This is a genomic window from Pseudoneobacillus rhizosphaerae (genome assembly GCF_917563885.1).
Taxonomy (GTDB): Bacteria; Bacillota; Bacilli; order Bacillales; family Cytobacillaceae; genus Pseudoneobacillus; species Pseudoneobacillus rhizosphaerae.
Window position 1 is genome coordinate 43,842 of the sequence record NZ_CAKJTG010000005.1, and the last position, 21,640, is coordinate 65,481.

Genomic DNA, 21,640 nt, shown 5'->3' on the forward strand with positions numbered 1-21,640 from the left:
GCTTATTGAAAAATACAAAAAAAGGCACTGAGAAGTATCAGAGCCTTTGATAATCTTTATTCACATTCATCTGGTTCTAAAAATAAATGGTGGAGCATTCTCTCACGATTATTTAAAAAATATTTCGTCAGCTGAAAATGTTCTGTTTCCTCGTACTTAACTTCAGTTATTCCTGTTTCGTTGTCAAAGTGAAAAATAGTCGAATTAGGATAACCGAGCAAAATAGGTGAATGGGTAGCGATAATAAATTGAGAAGATTCTTCTTTTTCTAAATCATGGATGATTTTTAATAAAGCTAATTGTCTAGCTGGTGAGAGAGCAGCCTCTGGCTCATCAAGTAGATATATCCCTTTTTGGCCAAAGCGATTTTTAAATAAAGCTAGAAAAGATTCACCATGTGATTGCTCATGAAGGGATTTTCCCCCATACGATTTAAACACATCGATATTTGGATTTTCCTTTTGTAGCTGTTCTAAATGTGAGGCGAAGTCATAAAAGGTTTCAGCTCTTAAAAAAAATCCGTTACTCATTTTCGGGAGCCATGATAACCGTAAATAAACTCCTAAGGAAGATACGGTGTCAGTGATTTCAAAACGATTATTTTGACTTCCTCCAGCTTTATTAAAACCAATTTGTGAAGCAATCCCCTCTAACAAGGTGGATTTACCTGAGCCATTTTCCCCAACAAAGAAGGTAATGTTTTGCCTAATCTCTAACTCTTCCAATCCTTTTATAGCAGGAATTGAAAAAGGGTATTTACTTAGGTTGGGTACTTTATCCGTTAGCAAACTGATTTTTTTTAAAAACATTTAGTTTCGTCCTTTTTATAATCTCTCGGCTTATTTTTCTTCCTGTTGTTTTGCTTCAAGTTCGGCTAACTTTGCAATTAAAATATGCTTTGGCATATGCATTATTTGTTCAATTGGTAGCTTTAATTGTTCCGAAAGCTTTATAGCTGTTTCTGCCGAAATTTGCATTGGTTTCATTTGAAAACCACCTCTCATTTACGATAACCTAATTGTACCTTCTTGCTCGGAATGACGCAAAAATAAACAAAAAAAAACAGACTCTCGAAAGAGTCTGTTTATATAAGCTTAATATTAAGCTTTACGAACGTTAGAAGCTTGAGGTCCACGTTGACCTTGCTCAACGTCAAATGTTACTTCTTGACCTTCTTCTAAAGATTTGAAGCCTTCGCCTTGAATTGCTGAGAAGTGAACGAATACGTCGTCTCCTGCTTCACGCTCGATGAATCCAAAACCTTTTTCTGCGTTAAACCATTTTACTTTACCTTTTTCCATGTTTGTTGCCTCCTACGTGTTCAGTGACACATTGTAATACTATCCTTGCTCAGTGAATTTCAAGACAAAGCGTTTAACACTTATCCTACATCTCGAACAAAAATAATTCTCCTTAATACTAACAGTAAATGTTTGGATAAGCAAGTTAATCTTTAGTAAAAATGAAAAATTTGCTAGTAAATCCTCAGAAATGATAGGGATTTGTCAGCCTTTTTAGCTAAAAATTCCTCATGCGAATCATCTAATTCTTCCCTTAAATTATATTGTTCTAGTTGTAGCAAGATAGTAATAAAACACTTAAAATATAGGTGCAGGACTTACATAGGGAGGTAGATTATGAACAATCATGAAATTGATTACAAAATTTATGGTGATGACATGCAATTTGTTGAAGTTGAACTAGACCCTAAAGAAACAGTTGTTGCTGAAGCTGGTAGTTTAATGATGATGGATGATCATATTCATATGGAAACAATCTTTGGAGATGGCACAGAAAGCTCTGGATTTATGGGGAAATTATTTAGTGCAGGAAAACGTGTTCTTACAGGTGAAAGCTTATTTATGACTACTTTTACGAATCAAGGTATAGATAAAAAACGCGTTTCTTTTGCTTCACCATATCCTGGAAAAATTATTCCTATGGATTTGAGTGAATATGGAGGCAAAATTATTTGTCAAAAAGATGCTTTTTTAGCTGCAGCAAAAGGTGTTGCGGTAGGAGTAGAGTTTCAAAGAAAAATTGGAGTTGGCTTCTTCGGAGGCGAAGGCTTCATCATGCAAAAGCTTGAAGGAGATGGGATGGCTTTTGTTCATGCAGGAGGTACAATCATTAAAAAAGATCTTGTTCCTGGTGAAGTTCTGAGAGTTGACACTGGGTGTTTAGTCGCGATGACAAGAGATGTTAACTATAATATTGAAATGGTAAAAGGCGTAAAGACTGCATTATTCGGTGGGGAAGGATTATTTTTTGCTACTTTAAGTGGTCCAGGATCAGTATGGATTCAATCCCTTCCATTCAGCCGCTTGGCAAGTCGGGTATTTGCAGCCATGCCGCAAACTGGTGGAGCCAAAGATGAAGGTAGTATTGCAAAAGGTATATTTAATTTATTTGATGGTGATTGATATAAGAAAAGCGGAAGCGCCCGTTTAGCGGCGTATGGACTTATCATTTAAAAATAGCCCTCATTTCTATAATGAAATAAGGGCTTTATTTTCAATTACTGATTAAATTAGTGAATTTGCATGCCATCTCATAGCGATAAACCTTTGACAAGATTTGGATCATTCTTTCTAATTCTGTTGTTGTATAGTCACCTACGCAAGCAACTTGAATCCAATTTCTTTCTCGTAAATAAGCACTCTCATAATGTAACTGAAAGCCTTGGTAAAGTAGACTATCTCCAATATCCAAAGAAGAAATATCCTTTGGAATTTCTATCGTAATGATAATAGGTGATGCGATATTTTCTGTCGTTGTGATTTTGAAACCAACAAGACTTAACACTCTGTTTAAATAAGAATGAGTCTCTTTAATGTTAACATATGTGCTTGGACTTAATTCTTCAAGTGCTATCAACAAGGCATCCAATAAATTGGAGGAATGAGAAAATGGTATGCTACCGTTTTCAAAATAAACTCCTAAATCAATATATCTAGGAAGAAGTGGCGATGGCTTAGCTTCATGTTGATGAAATACGAAGGACAAACCGGTTAGTGCGGATATTGCTTTACCACTTACCCCTGATGCTAAAAAAACACCAGTTAAGTCTAAATCTACAGCACCGATTGAGCTAATACAATCAAGGCATAGGTTTAAACCATTTTCCAAAGATATTTCTTTAAGTAGATTTATATCATTTAGCATTCCTGTAGAGGTTTCACTATGAACCGCCCATATCCAACCTATTTCATCTGTTAAACTAGCTTTAATCTCTTCTTTAGAAAACGGAACTCCCCAATTTTTTCTCAATACATTAAAATTCAACCCTAATCGATCTGCCTGTTCGACTAACCTGCTACCAAATTCACCGTTATTTAAGATAAGACCTTTACCGGTCTCTAATGAAAGCTGTCCCGCAATGACATCATTTGCCAATGTCCCAGATCCTAATAAAATTTGCACATGTTTACTCTTCGTTAATTGACACAGGATTTTCGTTGCTTTATTAAGGTTTTCAAAAAATACTTCTGATCGATGGGAAATGGGTAGATTTCGCAATCCATCAAGTACCTTTTCAGAAACCCGAACAGGTCCAGGTAAAAAAGGAATCGTTGGTTGAAGGATCCTGCCAGCTAACGATTCTTCAAATGTTTGTTTAGTTAAGTACATTGGCTGAAATTGAGCCTCATTATTTCCAGTCATATGTGCAAATGGTTGAAAACCCATCTGCTTATAAAGTTTTAATTGCCTATTTGTGCCTGATATGACAGTAGCATCATAGCCTTTTCTTAAACAATACTTTGACAAAAATGCGGCTAAGCCTAAAAATACTCTGCCACTTCGATGCTCTTTTTTTACAGCTAATAGCCTAATTTCACATAGTTTTTTTACATCTATTGGAAGCGACTGCTCAACCTCACCTATTTTTTTATCTAGAGAAAATGGTCGATTATCACGAACGGCAATCATACCAACTAATTCGCTTTCTTTTAAACATATAATATATGTATTTTCATGATGAAAAGGATCAACTAATTTTCCATGCTCATTTTTTTGATGCTGAGGTATTTCCTCTGAAAAGGTCTGGTAATTTAGTTGATGGATAAGATCAAATTCGTGTTGGTGATTAGCAATTTTATAAAAATATTCATGCTTTTCGCTCAAATTTTCCTCAGCCTTTCACTTATATTTTCTGTATGTACAAAGCAAATCATTAATATGATCGCTGTAACAAGTAGACAACTAATCCAATCATACTCCTTAAAAACAAGAAGCATGGGAATACACAGGAAGGCCCCAAGTCCTGCAATCGTAAAGCTTTTGAGAATAGGATAAAGGATTAGAAAAGCGATTATGATAACAGAAACGACGAGTGGTTCAAAGGCGATGATGCCACCAATAAAAGTCGAAATTCCTTTTCCTCCTTGGAAATTTAGGGTTATGGGCTTTATATGACCAATGATACATAGTGCTAATCCAAGCAACTGTACATACTCTGGAAAATGTAGGATGCTCGCAAAGACAACCACGATAACCCCCTTTAAAGCATCGCCTAGAAAAATCAATATAAATTCTTTTTTTCCATGTTCGCGTCCTGCATTTCTAGCTCCCACATTTCCACTTCCCAAATGTCGCAAATCCTTATGATGGATTACTTTAATTACTAGAAATCCAAACATGATTGTTCCAACAAAATAGGATGAAATGAAATAGATCCAAATCATTCTGACACAACCTATTAACATATTTTTCTAGAAACCTTTTCTTATAAAAGGAATATTATAATAATTTTATCATTATTTCTACTATTACTGTATTTGTTTGATCAAAGAATACAAAATTTATAAAAAAGACCTTACCCATTTGGAAAAGGTTCATTGTGACCCTTCCATCAAAACAAGGTCAATTTAACAACTTAAATGTTGCCACCATAGTCGTAGTCTATATTTGACATGACGACTTAAGTGTAGGCGCTACTCCTCTATTATTACAAATAATAGAAAAATAATAGCTTTAATATAGTATATGGATATCTATTTTTTCTGACAGTATATGAGCCTATTAGGTTGCTCCGTTAGCTCCCCCACCCCTTTTTTCTATTTAACCTTTTTTATTCATTCATATGACTGGGCTTGGACTATTAGACTGATAATAGCTGAAAAAGGCTCCTCATTATTAACGGGAGCCTTCATTTCATTCATCCTAACTTTTTGTGTTCAAGGTCAATCCATCCATCTAAACGACTAAGACTCTCTTTAGCTCTATCAAAATCGATTGTTCGATAGTGATGCATCCCGCCTTCTTCTTCGTCTTTTTCATCTGCCCATTTAACGATTTGTTGTAATGGCGTTCGAACAATGTCGTTTGTAGGTAGAAAGGAATCAGTATGGAACAATATGGCTAAAGCGATTGTTTTTGCTTTTACCGGATTTTCACCTAGCCTTATCAATAATTTATGGGCTCTTTCTGCCCCTTTTATTGGATGAATATCATTTTGCTTATACAAATCGTAATCCCATTTCCCATTCCGATACCAAGTGTAATGACCCATATCATGCAGCAATCCTGCTTTTGCCGCTATATCAACATCCACATTATGCTCTTTTGCCAATTGAAAAGCATGATAGGAAACGGCAATAGCATGTGCTAAACCAGATCGATTTAAGAATTTCTGGGCAATATGATGATGAAAAATATCAATTAAAGTAACGTCCCTCATTCAACTTCTCCTTAGCAATATATTTTTTGATGTCCTTTATTTTAAGCTACCATACCCATTCTCTACAAATGACTAAACAAATATGACAGTTTTCACCTGATTTCGAAATTATATATCGAAATTATTCAAAAATAATATGCCAAAAATCGAAATGATGCAGTTAATATTGCAAAAAAGAAAGGCTGGATTTAATAAAAATCCAACCTTTCTTTATTTTATTTTTTCGAATCCTGATATATATCCCTTATAGCTTGGATTCCTTGAAAGAAACTTCTTGAATAATTTTCGTTATCTTCAACTGACCATGCGGTGGATAAAATGGAATGAGCAATTCCCCACATTAAGATTCTTTCTTTGTTTAGCCCCAACTCTTCTGCAAAAATGTCAATACGCTTTTTAATGACCTCCTTGCAACCTTCTTCTGGTAATTTATTTTGCAAGTACTGAATAAGATCATATTCTCTTTCCCCAATAAGACCTTGAGGATCAATGAGCATCCAGGAATTTCTTTTAGATAGAATATTGTAATGATGGAGATCACCATGAAGAAGATATGATTGAGTACTTGTTTCATTCATTTTATTGAAAAAGTACTCCGCCTCCTCTAACAATGAGGCTGAAATGGGGCCAAGTCCATTTGGATTCTCTTTTTTTAGTGCAATTAAACTAGCTGCACGATTTTTAGTCGTCGGAAGTGTACTGTCACTTTTTGCAGGAACCCAGAGTTCTTTTAATATATTTGCTGCAATTCTCGTTGCAACCTCATCGTCATCTATCGTTGAGAGCATTTGACCTGGTTTAAGTCGCTCGAGAAGAATAATCCCCTTTTCTTCGTCATAATCCAACAGCTGAACCATCTTTCTATTATGATGGTTAAATAGTTTTAGAGCCTCTAATTCATATAGAAAATCTTGACTAGGTACTGAGAGTTTTAATACTAATTCTCTTCCATCGGCGAAAACGGCAGCTGCAACAAAATTATAGGACAATTCAAAAGAGGCGTCTAATACCTTTAGATTCCATCGTTCTTCACAGTAAGTAATAAGTTTTGGTAAATTCTCTAACCATTCCTGCCCTTTTTCCTTATGGACAAATTTTATATTCTTAGTGTAGACATCAGAAAGTTGAAGCATTATATCCTCCTATTTCTCTATTCTAGAAATCTACTTCTAATTTCAGGGGATGGAATCATACAGGATTCTTTTTTCCCAAACCATTTATAACGGTTTTTCACGACAATGTCATAGAAAATGTCTCTAATTGGAGTAGGGATTATTTTAAAAATAACAAATAACCTCCATACACCTCCTAAATTTTCACATACTTTTAAAGCCGCTGCTGACTTTTTATAGTATCTATCATCCTCAATGTATACAATGCTATCAAGATTTTCCGTTAGACCAAATTCATTCAATAGCTTTTTACCCGTTTCACCTTGAAGTGGAGCAAATTGATAAGCACCGTTTGGATCTCTTTTTATAATAAATTGCACACTGCTATCACAAAAATTACAAACACCATCAAATAGAATGATACGCCTCATCTTTCTCACCTTTGTAGGTTCGACGTTCGTTTCACTTATATTTTATCATCGTTTGGAAGGTTATCCCCTTTGAATCGAAACTTTGCTGCGTAATAAAGCCAACATTTTCATAAAGTTTTATCGCTCTTTTGTTAAAGGATGCTACAGTCAAACGTAGTGGGAGGCATTGTATATTCGCGTTTTCAATATTTTGGAGAATAAAAGCAAGGAAACTTCCTCCTCGGCCAGCCCCTGTTAGTTCTGGCTTAAGTCCTAGCCCTATGTCAATCATACTCTCATTGTATGCACCGTATTCATTACCAGCTGGTACGATTGCACTTATACCCGTACAATAATAACCTGTTAATTGTTTAGTTTCATCGATTACTGCCAGGTAAGTATCATTCATTAGTTCTTTTAGTGATTCATCTGTTAATTCATTATTATAAAAATCATAAGGGGAATCGTATTGCCATAGAAGTATTTCCTTTGCATAAGATTCGGTCATTTTGTTTGTAGTCCAGTTCATAAAATCTCCTTTTTTTCATCTAACTATTTATTGAATCCTTTTCTATCCATGAATTATGATAATGATGTGATTATCTACAATATACCAAAATTTGCTAGAATTTTTCAAATAATAAAAAGAATTGGATGTGAAATATGAATATCATCATTCGAGCTCGTAATAAGTCGAAAGAATTATTAATTCAAGAATCTTTAAATGTTAGGATGAAGTTGTCAAATAAGGAGCTAAGCAATTATCTGCATAACAAAAAAGGTCATGAAGGCGAAGTACAATTTGATGAATTATTAGAGAATCTCAATATTGATTGCCTCGTATTGAATGATTTGTTATTTGAACTAAACAACAAATTTTTTCAAATTGACAAGATCATAATAACGCAAAATGGGGTTATCATTTTTGAGGTGAAGAATTTTGAAGATGAGTATTATGTTGATGGTTCTAAATGGTTTGTTCTCCCCAAAAAGGAAATCGATAACCCCCTTGATCAATTGAACCGCAGCCACTCCTTATTGCAGAGATTGCTTCAGAGTCTTGGATATAATTGTACCGTTGATAAACATCTTGTTTTCGTTAATCCCGAATTCACCTTGTACCATGCCCCTATGAATTCATCTATCGTCTTACCCACACAGTTAAAACGCTTAGTCAATAAATTAAACATGCAATCATAAAAACTAAATGAAAACCACACTAAACTCGCAAATAAACTGCTGAGCCTTCATGTTGATGAATACCCTTTTAAACGTAATTTTAGGTATAACTTTGTAGACCTAAAAAAAGGTATTTTTTGTTCTTCTTGCTATTCTTTTATTACTAAAGTTAATACAAAGAGAATTACTTGTGTAAAATGCGGGTTAGAGGAGAATGTTAAATCTGCCGTTTTAAGAAATGTGGAGGAAATTAAATTGCTTTTTCCTGAAGAGAAAATCACAACTAATATTGTTTATGATTGGTGTAAAATTGTTAAGTCAAAAAGAGCGATTAGAGAAATTCTAAATCAAAATTTCATCTTAATAGGACATACTAATTCTTCACATTATGTAAAATAAATTATATCTATTGATATTTAATAACCTTTGAAGAAGGGTTTGAGAGAGTGTTCCGTGCTTTTTGGATAAAAACATGCTTCAGTTAGACTAACTGAGGTAAGTTTTTCGTTCTAATGGGTAAAAATATGCTTCAGTTTGACTAACTGAGGTAAGTTTTTCGTTCTAATGGGTGAAAACATGCTACAGTTTGACTAACTGAGGTAAGTTTTTCGTTCTAATGGGTAAAAATATGCTTCAGCTTGGCTAACTAAGGTAAGTTTTTCATACTTTTGGATAAAAACATGCTTCAGTTTAGTCAACAGAGGTAAGTTTTTCATTCTAACGGATAAAAACATGCTTCAGAGTGGCCCTTAGCCGACAGTTGTCCGCCCTCCAACAAAAAAAACGAGCATCAACAAAATCATCGATGCCCGCATTCCACTCTATTTACTTCTTACTCGGCAACAAAACCTGCTTTAAATTTAACTTTTTATGGCTTTCGACTTTCTCAGGATTTAACCCTTTACCTAAAACGCTATAAACTTTTCCATTAAACATATCCACCAATTCGTCTTCCTTTAAGTAAGGTCTTGGCGTTTTTAAAAGTATTAACATCGCCCTCGACATTGGCATTTCATGGTAACGTTCTGGCCAAAATTCTTTAATCTTTTCTTTCACTAAAGGATAGTACTTTGAGCTCATTGCTGGGAACAAGTGGTGTTCTGTGTGATAAGAAAAATTAAAATGTAATACGTTAACCCACTTAGGCACTGTCACAGATAATGAGTTTGCTAGAGGATCATTAACCTCCATTTGAGGATTTAAATTATGATTAGTTGCGATATAACTACTCATAATAAAATTTGCAATAGCAGCAGGTATTAAAAATATAAAAACCCACTTTACAGGACCGACAACGAACAATAATACAATCCAGGTCGCCCACGGTAATAATAACTCTAGAAGAACTAAAGGCTGCTTGTTTGGTTTAAACTCTTTAAAAAAGACAAAGAACATTCTTGTCGAGTGAAGGGTGAAGTTAAAGGTTAGAAAAATGATATAACCAATCATTCGAATAAAATTAGGTTGTCTAAAAAAGAATGCAAGCAATGGTCTTTTGGAAATGAATTCAGCAGTGGACCATGTATCTGGATCATTATGCTCATGTTGGGTATGTACATGATGAGTCATATTATGCCATTTACGCCATAACTTAGGTCCGATCCCTATTGAACTAAAAGCAACTCCTCCTAAAAAATCCCGAAGAAAAGGTTTCCTAACCACAGTCCCATGCAGGATTTCATGTCCTAAAAAACACATTCCAGCAAAGCATAAACCGATTGCCATCGCAATTAAGGTGTTTGCCCAGAACGGAAGATTAAAAAGAGAAACTGAAAATATCCCTGCTAGCGCAACAAGAAAATAAGCTAATCCTCCAAAAAGCCGTGTTGGAACTGGCTTAAATGCCTCTTTTGGTAAATGAGGCGAAACTCTTGCAGCATACCAGCCAAAACTATGTAAATCTTTCATCATTTGCTCCTTTCACAATAAAAGCCATCTCTTATATTATATTTTTGAAAATTCCTAAAAAACAGTATCTACACCTAGTATCTAATCCTAGCAGTAAATACCAAATTGAGCAATAGGAATTTATCATTATACAAATAGTGAAAACCATTAAAGGAATTGTGCATTTTCCCTATATCATTATTCCCATTTTTAACATTTCAATAACTATAATGTAAAAAGAAACCCGCTTAAGCCAGAAGGTTTCTCGAATATAAAAATGTTATTTTTCGAGCTATTTATCAAAAGGACTAATATTTTTTCAATATTTAAACAAAATATATAGACTTATATTTATCCTTTTGCTAATATGTTTATTAAGATATGTCTAAACACGCAAAAAGGAATCCGAATATCGGATTCCTTTTTGCATTTTTACAATATTACTGTTATCACATAGGCTTACATCATTATTCCACCATCAACATGGAGTACTGTCCCATTTACATAATTTGACTCTTCTGATGCTAAAAATAAATATGCATTCGCAATATCTTCAGGAACACCAAGTCTACCGAGTGGTACCATCATTTTCATTTGGTCCAAGATTTTTTCGGGCACCTTTGCCGTCATTCCCGTTTCAATAAATCCAGGTGCAACCGCGTTCACATTGATACCCTTTCGACCAAGCTCTTTAGCCCATGTCTTCGTCATCCCAACAACACCAGCTTTAGTTGCTGCGTAATTTGTTTGTCCGACGTTGCCATATACACCTGAAACGGAAGAAGTATTAATGATTTTTCCCTTTCCTTGCTCTACCATTGTCGGAAGGACAGCTTGTGTACAATGAAAAACACCTGTAAGGTTGACATCTATCACTTTCTGAAAATCCTCGACAGCTAGTTTGGAGAGCATTCCGTCTTTCGTAATCCCTGCATTATTTACAAGGATATCAATCCTTCCGTATTTCCCCAAAACGGCTTTGACCATTTCATCTACACTCTTACGGTCTGCAACATTAACTTGAAAAAAGGTGGCATCATAACCTTCTGACTTTATATTGTGTACACTCACATTGCCTAGCTCTTCATTAAAATCAACAACTGCAACCTTTGCTCCTTGTCGGGCAAAGGAGAGTGCTGCTGCGAATCCAATACCACTTGCAGCTCCTGTGATAATAGCTACTTTATCCTTTAATCTCAACTTCCACACCCCGATTATTCAAAAATTCAGACATAGAATTTAGTAGTTGATCTAAATCATCTACCAATGGAGAATGCCCGCAATCTTTCAATTCTACAAACCTTGCATAATCTCCTAAATCATGAAGTAATTCCTTAGTCATTTGCTCAGATACCACAAAGTCTCTATCACCATGTAAAACCAGTACTGGAACATTTATGTTCTTTACACTTCCATTTCCTACTGACACTTCATTATCTTCATTACTAATATTAAATGTATTTAGAGCATGATAAACCTCAGCTAAATTTCTTTGTGTTAGAATGTCGTCTACATACTCTTCATAAAGCTCTGGATGAGGTTGATTTTTGGTATAGATTGCCGCGTTCCAAACAGCCTTTAAAAAGTCACGATTAAGGCTATCATAAGCACCCTGAATCGGAACTGTTCTAATCGGGTCATTTTGTATTTCGTCGAATGTTTTATAACGTAAATTTAGATCTAATTGTCCCTCACTATTTAATCCGTAAAATGGGTATCCTCTAGTTGAAGCAGAAGCTAAAAGAATTAATTTTTCACAATATCCTTGATAGTCAGAGACGAATTGCATACACACAGCTCCACCTGTTGACCAACCAACCATTGCGAAATCCTTTAATCCAATTTTGTCGACAAATAGCTTTATATCATCTGAGAAATCTTTGATAGACTGAATTGGAGTAAGATAGCTAGAGCTTCCGAATCCACGTAAATCAACCGCATATAACTTAAAAGACGCATCCATATTTTCTAAGACTAAGTCCCAATGTTTAGAAGAAGTCATATTCCCATGAACTAATAAGACTTTCCTATCTCCACCTTCTCTTTCACGGTAAGCAAGTTTTTCTCCATTTGGTAATAATACTTCTTTCATTTACAGCTCTCCTTTCCCCATCTAATTGTGGTAGCTCCCCAAGCATAGCCAATTCCGGCACTAACGAGAACGACTACATCACCATTCTTTATTTTCCCTTGCTCTAATGCCAACTCTAACGATAAAATTTGATCAATTTGACCGATATGACCATAATCTTCTAGATAAATCGATTGGTTTTCGGACAAGCCTAATTCAGTTAATACATAATCATGTGCAGACCTTTTCATGTGAAGAATTCCTAAATAATTGATATCACTTACCGAGTAACCACTCTTTTGTACAGATTCTTTGATGACTTTTAAAAAGTTTTCCATCGATTTCTGTTCAAGACGAAGCTTCATTCCTTGGGGATCTAAAACATCTAGGTAATTCAGTCGCGCATCTAATGCCTCTTTAGAGATTGGTAGTTTTGTTCCTCCCGCTAGGACAACCACATCCTCTGAAAAGGAGCCATCCGTTATCATTTCAGTTTCAAGTAACACATTTTGGTTATGATCTTTTTGAAGGAGGATGGCACCACCACCAGCTGCTAAATTAAACATAAACCTAGTACGTGGGTTCTCGTAATCAATAAAATCAACATTTCGATAACCACCAGCTAAAAGAACAGTTTGAATAGACGAATCTGCCACCATCATGCTCTTAGCAAGTTTTAGTGCCATCATTGTCGTACCACACCTAAGCGCTACATCAAATGCCCATGCATTATACGCTCCGACTGCTTCCTGTAGTTTAATACCAGCGGTCCAAAGTGGATATTCCTTATGTTCTTCTCCAATATAAATAACTAAATTAATGTCAGCTGGATTAATTCCCGCTTTTTCAATAGCTTTTCTAGCAGCCTTTATTCCCATCTCGCAAGTATGATCATCAACACCAGGCACAGGTTTTTTCTTTATTCCCATCTTCTCTTCTACAACACCAATGGGAATTCCTGCCTTTTCAGCAACTTCTCTGCTTGTCATATAGTTTTCAGGTATATAAATTCCTGTACTGACTATGCCTATATTCATTCAAACACCCCAGACTATAAATCTTCCACTCTCTTTTTCATAAATTGCATCGCGTCTTCAATTGTATTAAATAAATTCTCGTTATCCTCCTGGACATGAGTTACTTTAATTCTCCACTGCTTTTCATTGGATTCTTCATTAAAGTCTGTTACCTGAAAGCGAACGATGAAGGATGAGATTTGCTTTGATTCCATTGTATACTCTCCTAACCTGCTAGCTTTTCCTCTTTTTTAACATCTGGCTTTTTTCTTCGCTTCCAATTAATCGATTTAAGTGTTCCGACAATTCCAAGAGGGAAAAACATAACAGCTAAAATATAAATAATTCCAAAGAAGATAATCCATCTTTCAAATATCCAGTGTTCCTTTGCCAGTGCGGTTAACCAATGATGGGCAAATTCAATTAATCCGGCACCGATGATGGCACCTACTAAAGTGCCTACCCCACCAATAATCGTCATGAGGAGCGCATCTAATGTAATATCTAATGCAAATACACTCGTATTAACGAAACGCAAGGAAACAGCATATAAAATCCCTGCAATGCCTGCAAAAATCCCAGAAATGATGCTAGCAATAATTTTATAATGTAATACTTGGTAGCCTAATGATTCTGTTCTTTGCTCATTTTCTCTAATTGCTTGCAGTACCCGACCCACCGGTGAATTCGTAAATCTACTTAATATTAGAAACACAGCTATCATACAGATCAAACAAATAAAATAAAAATCAGTTCGATCTTTTAATATCTCAGGCACCCTAAAGGTAAAGCCATCATTTCCATAAGTTAATGTTCTCCACTTTTCGGCTAGAACAAGGAATAAACCTGATAAGGATAACGTAAGCATCGCATAGAAATGGCTTTTCAATCTTAGTGTCAATAATCCAACAAAGAAACTAATAATAGCTGTTAACAAAATAGTCGTTAAAATGGCTAATACAAAGTTCAAATTAGTTGGTTCATAGCGCTTCATAAAAACCCCGATTGCATATGCCCCAATCCCAAAGTACATTGCATGCCCAAATGAAACAATCCCTGTAAAACCGAGTAAAAGATCATAACTCATGGCAAAAATAGAAAAAATAAAAACCTGTGTTAACAAAATAAATAAACTTCGAGAATCATGAACAAATGGTAAAAGGAGTAGAAAGGCAGCTATAATAAAGTAAATGGCGTTTGCACGATTGTTATAAGTCCATTTCATGTCTTTCACCCTTTCATCCCAAATAAACCTTGTGGTCTAAAAACTAAAACTACAGCCATTAACAGCATGTTTGCTGCTAAAGCCAAATCAGGTACATAGTAAGCCATAAACGAACCCGATAATCCAACTAATGCTGCAGCTAATAATGACCCTTTAAAGTTACCCATACCACCGATTACAACAACGATAAATGCCAATATCGCAAACTCTAACCCCATTTCAGCGTGAATCACTCCAGAATAAGGTCCTAAAAGCACGCCACCGAGAGCAGCCATACCAGCCCCAATCATAAAGACAAACATAAATACTTTTTGAATATTGATGCCTAGCGCCTGAACCATTTCTTTGTTCATAACTCCAGCACGAACAACCAAACCAATTTTCGTCTTGGACAACAAGAATTGAACGGCGGCAAATACTAACAACCCTACGAAAATAATAAACAATCGATACTTGATGATAATGACACCACCGATTTCCCAGCTTCCAACTAAATAATCTGGAGGGTTGGCAGATATTTGGTTAGGACCCCAAACAACCTTTAACATTTCAGATAAAACAAGCATCAATCCAAGTGTAATTAATATTTGTTGGACATGATTTCCATAAACAGGTTTAATAATCCATCTTTCTGTGAGAATTCCCAGTAAAAATCCAACGAGGATAGCACCTAAAATTCCAATAAAAAAACTTCCAGTCTTTGAATAGATCCAAATCCCACTATAAGCACCCCAAGCAAATAATCCACCATGAGCAAAATTAAGAACATCCATTAATCCCAAAATGAGAGTAAGCCCTGCTGCCAATAAAAAAATTAGCATGCCTGTTGCAAGCCCATTTAATGATAAGTTTAGTAAAACATCCAAAGATGAGCCCTCCTTCCTTAGGCAATGCCTAAATATTTCCTTCTCATATCTGCATCTTGTTTTAGTTGATTCATAACCCCATGACTTACGGTCCTACCGTCATCAATAATATAAAAACAGTCGCCTATAGTACTAGCCATCATGAAATTTTGTTCGACTAGAACGATAGTCGTTTGTTCTTTCATTTGGATAATCGATTCCATCACCTTTTCAACAACAATGGGTGCTAGTCCTTTACTTGGTTCGTCAATTAATAAAAGCTCATTATTGTTGATATATGCCCTTGCAATAGAGAGCATTTGTTTTTGCCCACCACTCAGTAGACCTCCAGGCTTTTTCCAAAACTTCTTTAAATCTGGAAATAAATCTAAAATCCAATCCATTCTATCTAATGTTTCTTGATTATCTTTTTGGATCGCTACCTTCATATTTTCCTCAACAGTTAAATCAGCAAATATCCCTTGGTCTTCGGGAACATATCCAATCCCTTTTTTAGCAACTAGATAGGTTGGTAGTTTTTTAATATCTTCCCCTTTATAGGTGATTGCCCCCTTCGAAGCGGGATTTAAGCCCATAATCGTTCTTAACGTTGTGGTTTTACCAGCCCCATTTCTACCTAGTAAAACCGTTACTTCTCCTTTTTTCACTTCAAGTGAAACACCCTGCAATATGTGATATTGACCAATGTAGGTTTCAACCGCATTTAGTTTCAAAAGCTCACTCATCGTGAAGACCTCCTAAATAAGCCGATTGAACCAATTCATTTTGCATAATTTCATTTGGGGTTCCATCAGCTAGTAATCTTCCATTAAATAACACCATGACTGAATCAGATAAATCTAGAATCATATCCATTTTGTGTTCTATTAATATTATCGTTCGGTTTCCTTGTTCTTTGATTTTTTTAATTACTTCCAAAATAGCCGGTACTTCTTCTAAAGACATCCCAGCAGTTGGTTCATCCAATAAAAGTACTTCAGTTTCCAAAGCAAGTAGCATGGCAATCTCAAGCTTTCTTTTTTCCCCGTGAGCAAGATTTTTAGCTAAGGAATCCTTTTTCTCATCTAATAAAACTAACTTCAACCAATCGATAGACTTTGTTTCAAAGTCCTTATATTTCTTAAAATGTGAAAACATCGTATAGCGTAACCCTCTTTGAGATTGAACAGCTAAACGGACATTTTCCAAGACGGTTAAATTGGGAAATACATTTGTAATTTGGAACGATCTCCCTATTCCTTCCCGAGTTCTTTTCGTAGGAGTAAATTTCGTAATATCCTTTCCATTGAATAGGATACTACCTTTAGATGGTGATAATTGACCACTTAGCAGGTTAAAAAAGGTTGTTTTACCTGCACCATTTGGACCAATTATTGACTTAAAATGGTTTTTGGGAACAGCAATTGTTACCCCATCAACAGCAATGTGTCCACCAAAGGTAATCGTCAAATCCTTTGTTTCAATCAAAGTAGTCATCATTTCACCTTCCTCGTTCTATAGAAATAATGAACTTCGGTAATTCTACCGAAGTTCATTATTTGGATTAATTTCTAATTGGAGGAGCTGTTTCTTCCGGTTTTAATTCACGAATTAATACTGGAACTGGGTAAGGTACTCCATCCTTTTTCTCTAGTTTAATTGCGTATAAACTTTGTAATGCTTGGTGATCTTCTGGACGGAAAGTCATTGTACCTTTAGGTGTTTCAAAGCTCATTCCTTCCATCGTACTAATTAATGTATCAGCGTTTGTATCACCTTCCGTTTTCTTTAACGCTTCCACAATCGCAATAGCTGCGCTCATACCACCAGGAGTGAAAAGGTCAGGTACATCGCCATTGAAACGCTTTTTATGCTCATCTACTAACCAAGTATTGATTTCATTTTGAGGAAGATCATGGTAATAAACTGAGAAACCTTCCATTCCAACCAACGCTTCCATTGTTGCTAGTGCTGGGATATCTGGTGCCCCTGTTGAAATTTTGATACCCTTTTCTTGCACTTTCATATCAGCAATTTGATTCCAAGGTGAGTTAGCCCCGGCCCATACTACGAATAAATAATCAGGTTTTGAATCAATGATCTTTTGGATATTTGAAGTGAAGTCAGTTGCGGCTGGATCAGCATATTCTTCATGAACAATATCTGCTCCAAGTTTTACAGCTGCTTCCTTAAATGCCGCTACTCCATCACGTCCAAAGGAATAATCTGGAGCTAAAGTAGCAATTTTTACTCCTTCACCAGCGATTGCTGCTGCACCTGCAACTGCATCCTGTGAAGAGTTACGAGCTGTACGGAAAATGTACTTATTAAACTCTGATCCTGTAATACTATCAGCTACAGCTGGCTCAACAACCATAATTTTTTCATATTCTTCTGCTAAAGGAAGAACAGCTAATGTATCTCCAGAACTTGAAGATCCTACTAGGAAATCAACAGCATCTTCTTCTAATAATTTTGTTGCTTTCTGAACTGCGACTTCTGGTTTTGTTTCAGTATCTTCGATAATTACTTCAATTTTTCTACCTGCAACCTCCATCGTTCCTTCAGTTGCATATTCTAAACCAAGTTCAAATCCTTGAATCGTTTGTTTTCCATAGGATTCAAGTCCACCAGTTTGAGAAGCTAGAAGACCGATTTTGATAGGCTCTGTGTTTTTCTCCTCTGTTGCTGGTTCGTCATTTCCTTTTGGTTCGTCAGATGTTTTTTCTGAACTGGAACTGCATGCGCTTACAAAAATCATTAGAAATGCAAGCAAATTAATAAAAATCGTTTTCCGTGATAATTTTTTCACGTTGTTGTTTCCCCCCTGTTTATATTTTTAAAAAATTTTAAAGCTTTGTCATTATCATATATAGGGGTAGTTACAATCGAGTTACAGAAATAAAGAGATGCAAAGATCGCATCTCTATTATTGTTAATATTAATACATCTGTTCATAAAATTTTGTTGACTCTAGGATCATTTCGTACATATGATGGGTTGGTTCTAAAGGTGAAACACCCAATTCTTCTTCTAAGATTTGAATACATTTTTCGTACCACTTAATTGCCTGTGGTCGGTTGTTCTTTCGATAATAGCAATACATTAATAGCCTGTAAGCTTCTTCCCATGTCCGGTCCCGTTCTAAAATACGTTCACACCAATTAATGGCCAAATCATAGTTTTCTTTTCTTACATGAAGTTGGGCCATTTTTTCTGCAGCTCGCAAATAGAATACTAGCATTCTCTCCCGTTTAGTTATACACCAATCTACATATCTTCGTTCTGTTAGGTATTCACCTCTGTATAACTCAAGACCTTTTTCTAACAATGGTATTGCTTTTACTGGATCTTGTTCATTTAGTCCTGTTTGAATCCATTCTTGAAACTGTACTGTATCTATTTCAATCGCTGCAATTGGATTTAAACCGTAGGATATTCCATCACGGATCACAAAAAACGGATTCGACCTTGGTTTCCGAAATGGTTCTAACACATGATTAAGAGCATTTAAAGCAACCTTGAAATCGCGGTCAGAACTAAGTTTATCCTGTGTGGGCCAAAGAATTTGTACAATTTCATCTTTCGCAAGAAGGTGAGCAGAATTCGTAATTAAAAGCTGAAACAATTCCTTGGCCTTCTCACGTTGCCAATCTTTTTCTCCTACTTCTTTTTCTCCTAACCAAATGCGAAAAGGTCCAAGAGTTTGAACTCGTATAGAGTATCCCGGATGAGAATCTATACTTCGTATGCCCATTTCTTGAAGTAATCTATTGGCAAAAGGACGTTCAATATTTTCCTTTGTGCATTCGATTAATAATGGAATAAAAGATTGTAAATCCTTAGGACCAAAGGTGGTTCTTTTATGTAAGAAAAACTCAAAATGATTTAATTCAACACTTTTTAAGAATAGTTTCATTTCATTTTTAAAGCCTTCAAAATCGTTAATCATATAAAACACATAAGCCTTCCAAAAATGACAGACCATTTCACCAAATATATCGTTGCAATCTTCGAATTCTTGTTTTGCCTTTTTAAAATAATCTAAAGCTTCTACTAGACGATTATTATAAGTACAAGCTAATCCCATAGCAAGAATTATTAAGGAAGAAAGCCAATGATCCTTTACTCTATCCGTTTCAATCAGCGCTAGATTACCAGCTTCAATCGCTCTTTCAAATTCACCATTCGTACCAAACAAAATACATAACCCCATTAGCGGTTCTGCCTTACCTCTTTCTATTTGTAGCTGTGACATCATTTCTAGGGCTGTTTCATAGCATTTTTTAGCAAGTAGGGAATCATATTTATTAATAATTTGAACAGCATGGCCCATTCGTATCCAGCCACAAGCTTCAACAAATGGTGCTTTCATAGCTACACCTAATTGAATACCCTCCTGAGCTAATGCCTTTGCTTCTTCTCCATTTCCCGTAAAAGAATGGATTAATGAAAGCAGTAAGTCTGTTTCCCGATGTGATTGTGGGAGAGCTACAGGGCTTTTCATTTGGTATGAATCCTTCCGTTGATAAAGGAGCTTTTTTGCTTTTTCAAATCTACCAGTACGCAAATAAATTCTAGCTTCTAAATTACTATACTGAATTGGAACATTTAGACCTTTAGCCCGAATTAACCATTTTTCCGCCTTTCCCGATTTACCTGAGTTTAATAGATTTTCTGCCAAAAGATGATAGAGTTTGCCTGTTTCTTCATTTGTACTATCGGTGCTTTTTTCCCGAAGGTCAATGGCTTCATATAGTAGTCGTTCTGCATGGTGGGGTTGAATCGTATCAAGGTATATGTTTGCCTTTCCTTCTAATACTCGGCTCATCCCAACTAGATTTTTCTTCTTATCGTATAAAACATATGCCTTTTGATAGCATGATTCTGCATCACTATAGTGTGATAAATACCGATTTACTTCACCCTTTAAATACCACAGATACTCATAGCGATTCATTTCATCAGAAGGTATGTTCGAAATATGTTCGAGTAGGCTAGCTAATTTTCCAGATTCCAGCAGTGTTAATCCTATATCTTGTAGAATGGAAGCGATAGCAGGAAAATGATTTATTTTTTTATAATGAAAAAGAGCTTGCTCCCACAAACCTTTTCTTTCAAAAAAACGGGCCGCCTTTTCATTAAGACTTAAAAATTGGGAGTAGTGGTTCTCTTTTACTTGCTTCTCTAAGAATTCCTTGAATAAAGCATGAAATCGAAATTGCTTATCGCCGATTTTTTGAATAAACAAATTCCTCTCGATTAATTGCTCAAGAAGTGAAAAGGATCCGGCTATTCCTATAATTTCATTACATATTTCCTCTGTTAGTTCCTCTAAAATACAAGTCTGCTCAAGAAATTGTTGTATCAAAGTAGGCTGCTTTGAATAAACCTCCATGGCAAGATACTGAAATAAATCACTTAAAGAAGAATATTCTTCTAAGCCTGAAAGGTTTTGATTATAAGGTACTTGCTGCGCTATCATACAAAGAGCTATGACCCATCCTTCAGTTAACTTGTAAATTTTCTCCAACTCAGAATGAGCTAGATCAATACCATAATTATCAACTAAAAGTAATTCCATTTCATCTATCGATAAAATCAAATCTTCTCTTGTTATTTCTAATAATTTCCCGCTAACCTTCATTTTCGTTAGCTGTTTCCACGATGGACGACTTCTACTTGAAATTACTATGTGGACATGAGAAGGAATATGTTCAAGAAACGTTTCCATCCAACGGTTTACTGTATATGAATGTTCTATTTGATGGAAATCATCTAGGATAATTGTCATTTCACTTCGAATAGCCAAAACATTATTAATAAATAATGAGCATAAAAGATTTATCTCTTCTTCCCGAATAAATCGATCCATCTCATCCATGTATGTTAATAATTCTTTACCAAAATCCGGATGTTTTTCACGGATAGAATGCGTTAAATACGTTAGAAAAGGGAGGATATCATCATCGGTTGATGAAATAGAATACCAGCTCCCCATTTGCTTTTCATCCATCATATTTAAAGATAAAGCAGTACTTTTGCCATAACCCGCACCAGCATGTATTAAGGTTAATGGAAAGTCCTTTATATTCTTTAATTTTCTAGTTAGTTTTGACCTTCTAATATAATTATCCTTTATAGCTGGAATCAATAGTTTTGTTTTAATAATAGGTATTTTCACCGATGTTCCTCCCTTCTGATTATTTATAATA

22 protein-coding genes are annotated in these 21,640 nt (G+C 35.4%); 2 read left to right on the forward strand and 20 right to left on the reverse strand.

All coding sequences use genetic code 11. The annotated features are described in order from the left end of the window. Window positions 1–56 precede the first annotated feature (56 nt). The 3 genes from LRP83_RS05125 to LRP83_RS05135 all read right to left on the reverse strand — a co-directional run bounded on the left by LRP83_RS05125 (window position 57) and on the right by LRP83_RS05135 (window position 1,301). Window positions 57–809, reverse strand: coding sequence for an AAA family ATPase (locus LRP83_RS05125; RefSeq protein WP_230495610.1), 753 nt, complete (start codon window positions 807–809; stop codon window positions 57–59). A gap of 30 nt (window positions 810–839) precedes the next feature. Beyond that, complete coding sequence (locus tag LRP83_RS05130; protein WP_230495611.1) at window positions 840–986, reverse strand: YycC family protein; 147 nt, start codon at window positions 984–986, stop codon at window positions 840–842. 114 nt (window positions 987–1,100) lie between these two features. Next, window positions 1,101–1,301: a cold-shock protein gene (locus LRP83_RS05135; protein WP_230495612.1), complete on the reverse strand. Its 201-nt coding sequence runs from the start codon at window positions 1,299–1,301 to the stop codon at window positions 1,101–1,103. Window positions 1,302–1,637: 336 nt separating this feature from the next. Here LRP83_RS05135 and LRP83_RS05140 point away from each other — a divergent pair, with 336 nt between their 5' ends. Beyond that, window positions 1,638–2,423 (forward strand): TIGR00266 family protein, encoded by a 786-nt coding sequence (locus tag LRP83_RS05140; RefSeq protein WP_230495613.1) that lies wholly within the window; start codon window positions 1,638–1,640, stop codon window positions 2,421–2,423. 91 nt (window positions 2,424–2,514) lie between these two features. On the opposite strand, the gene LRP83_RS05145 is transcribed toward LRP83_RS05140, so the two are convergent. The 6 genes from LRP83_RS05145 to LRP83_RS05170 all read right to left on the reverse strand — a co-directional run bounded on the left by LRP83_RS05145 (window position 2,515) and on the right by LRP83_RS05170 (window position 7,731). Further along, window positions 2,515–4,125: an aminotransferase class V-fold PLP-dependent enzyme gene (locus LRP83_RS05145; RefSeq protein WP_230495614.1), complete on the reverse strand. Its 1,611-nt coding sequence runs from the start codon at window positions 4,123–4,125 to the stop codon at window positions 2,515–2,517. Then, a complete protein-coding gene (locus LRP83_RS05150) occupies window positions 4,122–4,685 on the reverse strand; it encodes a glycerol-3-phosphate acyltransferase (RefSeq protein WP_230495615.1) in 564 nt (187 codons plus the stop codon). The genes LRP83_RS05145 and LRP83_RS05150 overlap by 4 nt, the downstream gene beginning before the upstream one ends. Before the next feature lie 473 nt (window positions 4,686–5,158). After that, window positions 5,159–5,680, reverse strand: coding sequence for an HD domain-containing protein (locus LRP83_RS05155; RefSeq protein WP_230495616.1), 522 nt, complete (start codon window positions 5,678–5,680; stop codon window positions 5,159–5,161). Between the two features lie 215 nt (window positions 5,681–5,895). Further along, window positions 5,896–6,813 (reverse strand): aminoglycoside phosphotransferase family protein, encoded by a 918-nt coding sequence (locus tag LRP83_RS05160; protein ID WP_230495617.1) that lies wholly within the window; start codon window positions 6,811–6,813, stop codon window positions 5,896–5,898. A gap of 17 nt (window positions 6,814–6,830) precedes the next feature. Continuing rightward, window positions 6,831–7,223: a thiol-disulfide oxidoreductase DCC family protein gene (locus tag LRP83_RS05165; RefSeq protein ID WP_230495618.1), complete on the reverse strand. Its 393-nt coding sequence runs from the start codon at window positions 7,221–7,223 to the stop codon at window positions 6,831–6,833. 31 nt (window positions 7,224–7,254) lie between these two features. After that, on the reverse strand, window positions 7,255–7,731 hold the full coding sequence (locus tag LRP83_RS05170; protein WP_230495619.1) for an N-acetyltransferase: 477 nt from the start codon (window positions 7,729–7,731) through the stop codon (window positions 7,255–7,257). Window positions 7,732–7,865: 134 nt separating this feature from the next. On the opposite strand from LRP83_RS05170, the gene LRP83_RS05175 reads away from it, so the two are divergent. After that, window positions 7,866–8,402 carry a nuclease-related domain-containing protein gene (locus LRP83_RS05175; protein WP_230495620.1) on the forward strand — a complete coding sequence of 179 codons (537 nt, stop codon included), beginning with the start codon at window positions 7,866–7,868 and terminating at the stop codon, window positions 8,400–8,402. Between the two features lie 804 nt (window positions 8,403–9,206). On the opposite strand, the gene desB is transcribed toward LRP83_RS05175, so the two are convergent. The 11 genes from desB to LRP83_RS05230 all read right to left on the reverse strand — a co-directional run bounded on the left by desB (window position 9,207) and on the right by LRP83_RS05230 (window position 21,609). Further along, the gene (gene desB, locus LRP83_RS05180; protein ID WP_354002327.1) at window positions 9,207–10,289 is read right to left on the reverse strand and encodes a Delta(10) desaturase DesB; all 1,083 of its coding nucleotides are present in this window, start codon (window positions 10,287–10,289) and stop codon (window positions 9,207–9,209) included. A 438-nt stretch (window positions 10,290–10,727) separates the two neighbouring features. Continuing rightward, a complete protein-coding gene (fabG, locus tag LRP83_RS05185; protein WP_230495621.1) occupies window positions 10,728–11,468 on the reverse strand; it encodes a 3-oxoacyl-ACP reductase FabG in 741 nt (246 codons plus the stop codon). Beyond that, the gene (gene phaZ / locus LRP83_RS05190) at window positions 11,452–12,360 is read right to left on the reverse strand and encodes an intracellular short-chain-length polyhydroxyalkanoate depolymerase (protein WP_230495622.1); all 909 of its coding nucleotides are present in this window, start codon (window positions 12,358–12,360) and stop codon (window positions 11,452–11,454) included. Before phaZ ends, fabG begins: the two co-directional genes overlap by 17 nt. Continuing rightward, window positions 12,357–13,376 (reverse strand): 3-oxoacyl-ACP synthase, encoded by a 1,020-nt coding sequence (locus LRP83_RS05195; RefSeq protein ID WP_230495623.1) that lies wholly within the window; start codon window positions 13,374–13,376, stop codon window positions 12,357–12,359. The genes phaZ and LRP83_RS05195 overlap by 4 nt, the downstream gene beginning before the upstream one ends. Window positions 13,377–13,390: 14 nt before the next feature. Further along, the gene (locus LRP83_RS05200; RefSeq protein ID WP_230495624.1) at window positions 13,391–13,570 is read right to left on the reverse strand and encodes a hypothetical protein; all 180 of its coding nucleotides are present in this window, start codon (window positions 13,568–13,570) and stop codon (window positions 13,391–13,393) included. Window positions 13,571–13,581: 11 nt separating this feature from the next. Beyond that, the gene (locus LRP83_RS05205) at window positions 13,582–14,580 is read right to left on the reverse strand and encodes a branched-chain amino acid ABC transporter permease (RefSeq protein ID WP_230495625.1); all 999 of its coding nucleotides are present in this window, start codon (window positions 14,578–14,580) and stop codon (window positions 13,582–13,584) included. Window positions 14,581–14,585: 5 nt separating this feature from the next. After that, window positions 14,586–15,446 carry a branched-chain amino acid ABC transporter permease gene (locus tag LRP83_RS05210; protein ID WP_230495626.1) on the reverse strand — a complete coding sequence of 287 codons (861 nt, stop codon included), beginning with the start codon at window positions 15,444–15,446 and terminating at the stop codon, window positions 14,586–14,588. A 17-nt stretch (window positions 15,447–15,463) separates the two neighbouring features. Further along, on the reverse strand, window positions 15,464–16,171 hold the full coding sequence (locus LRP83_RS05215) for an ABC transporter ATP-binding protein (protein WP_230495627.1): 708 nt from the start codon (window positions 16,169–16,171) through the stop codon (window positions 15,464–15,466). Then, the gene (locus LRP83_RS05220) at window positions 16,164–16,922 is read right to left on the reverse strand and encodes an ABC transporter ATP-binding protein (protein ID WP_230495788.1); all 759 of its coding nucleotides are present in this window, start codon (window positions 16,920–16,922) and stop codon (window positions 16,164–16,166) included. The genes LRP83_RS05215 and LRP83_RS05220 overlap by 8 nt, the downstream gene beginning before the upstream one ends. 67 nt (window positions 16,923–16,989) lie before the next feature. Further along, entirely contained in the window at window positions 16,990–18,237 is a 1,248-nt protein-coding gene (locus tag LRP83_RS05225) for a substrate-binding domain-containing protein (protein WP_435531328.1), read from the reverse strand. Window positions 18,238–18,366: 129 nt separating this feature from the next. Continuing rightward, on the reverse strand, window positions 18,367–21,609 hold the full coding sequence (locus LRP83_RS05230) for a BTAD domain-containing putative transcriptional regulator (RefSeq protein WP_230495628.1): 3,243 nt from the start codon (window positions 21,607–21,609) through the stop codon (window positions 18,367–18,369). Window positions 21,610–21,640: the final 31 nt, after the last annotated feature.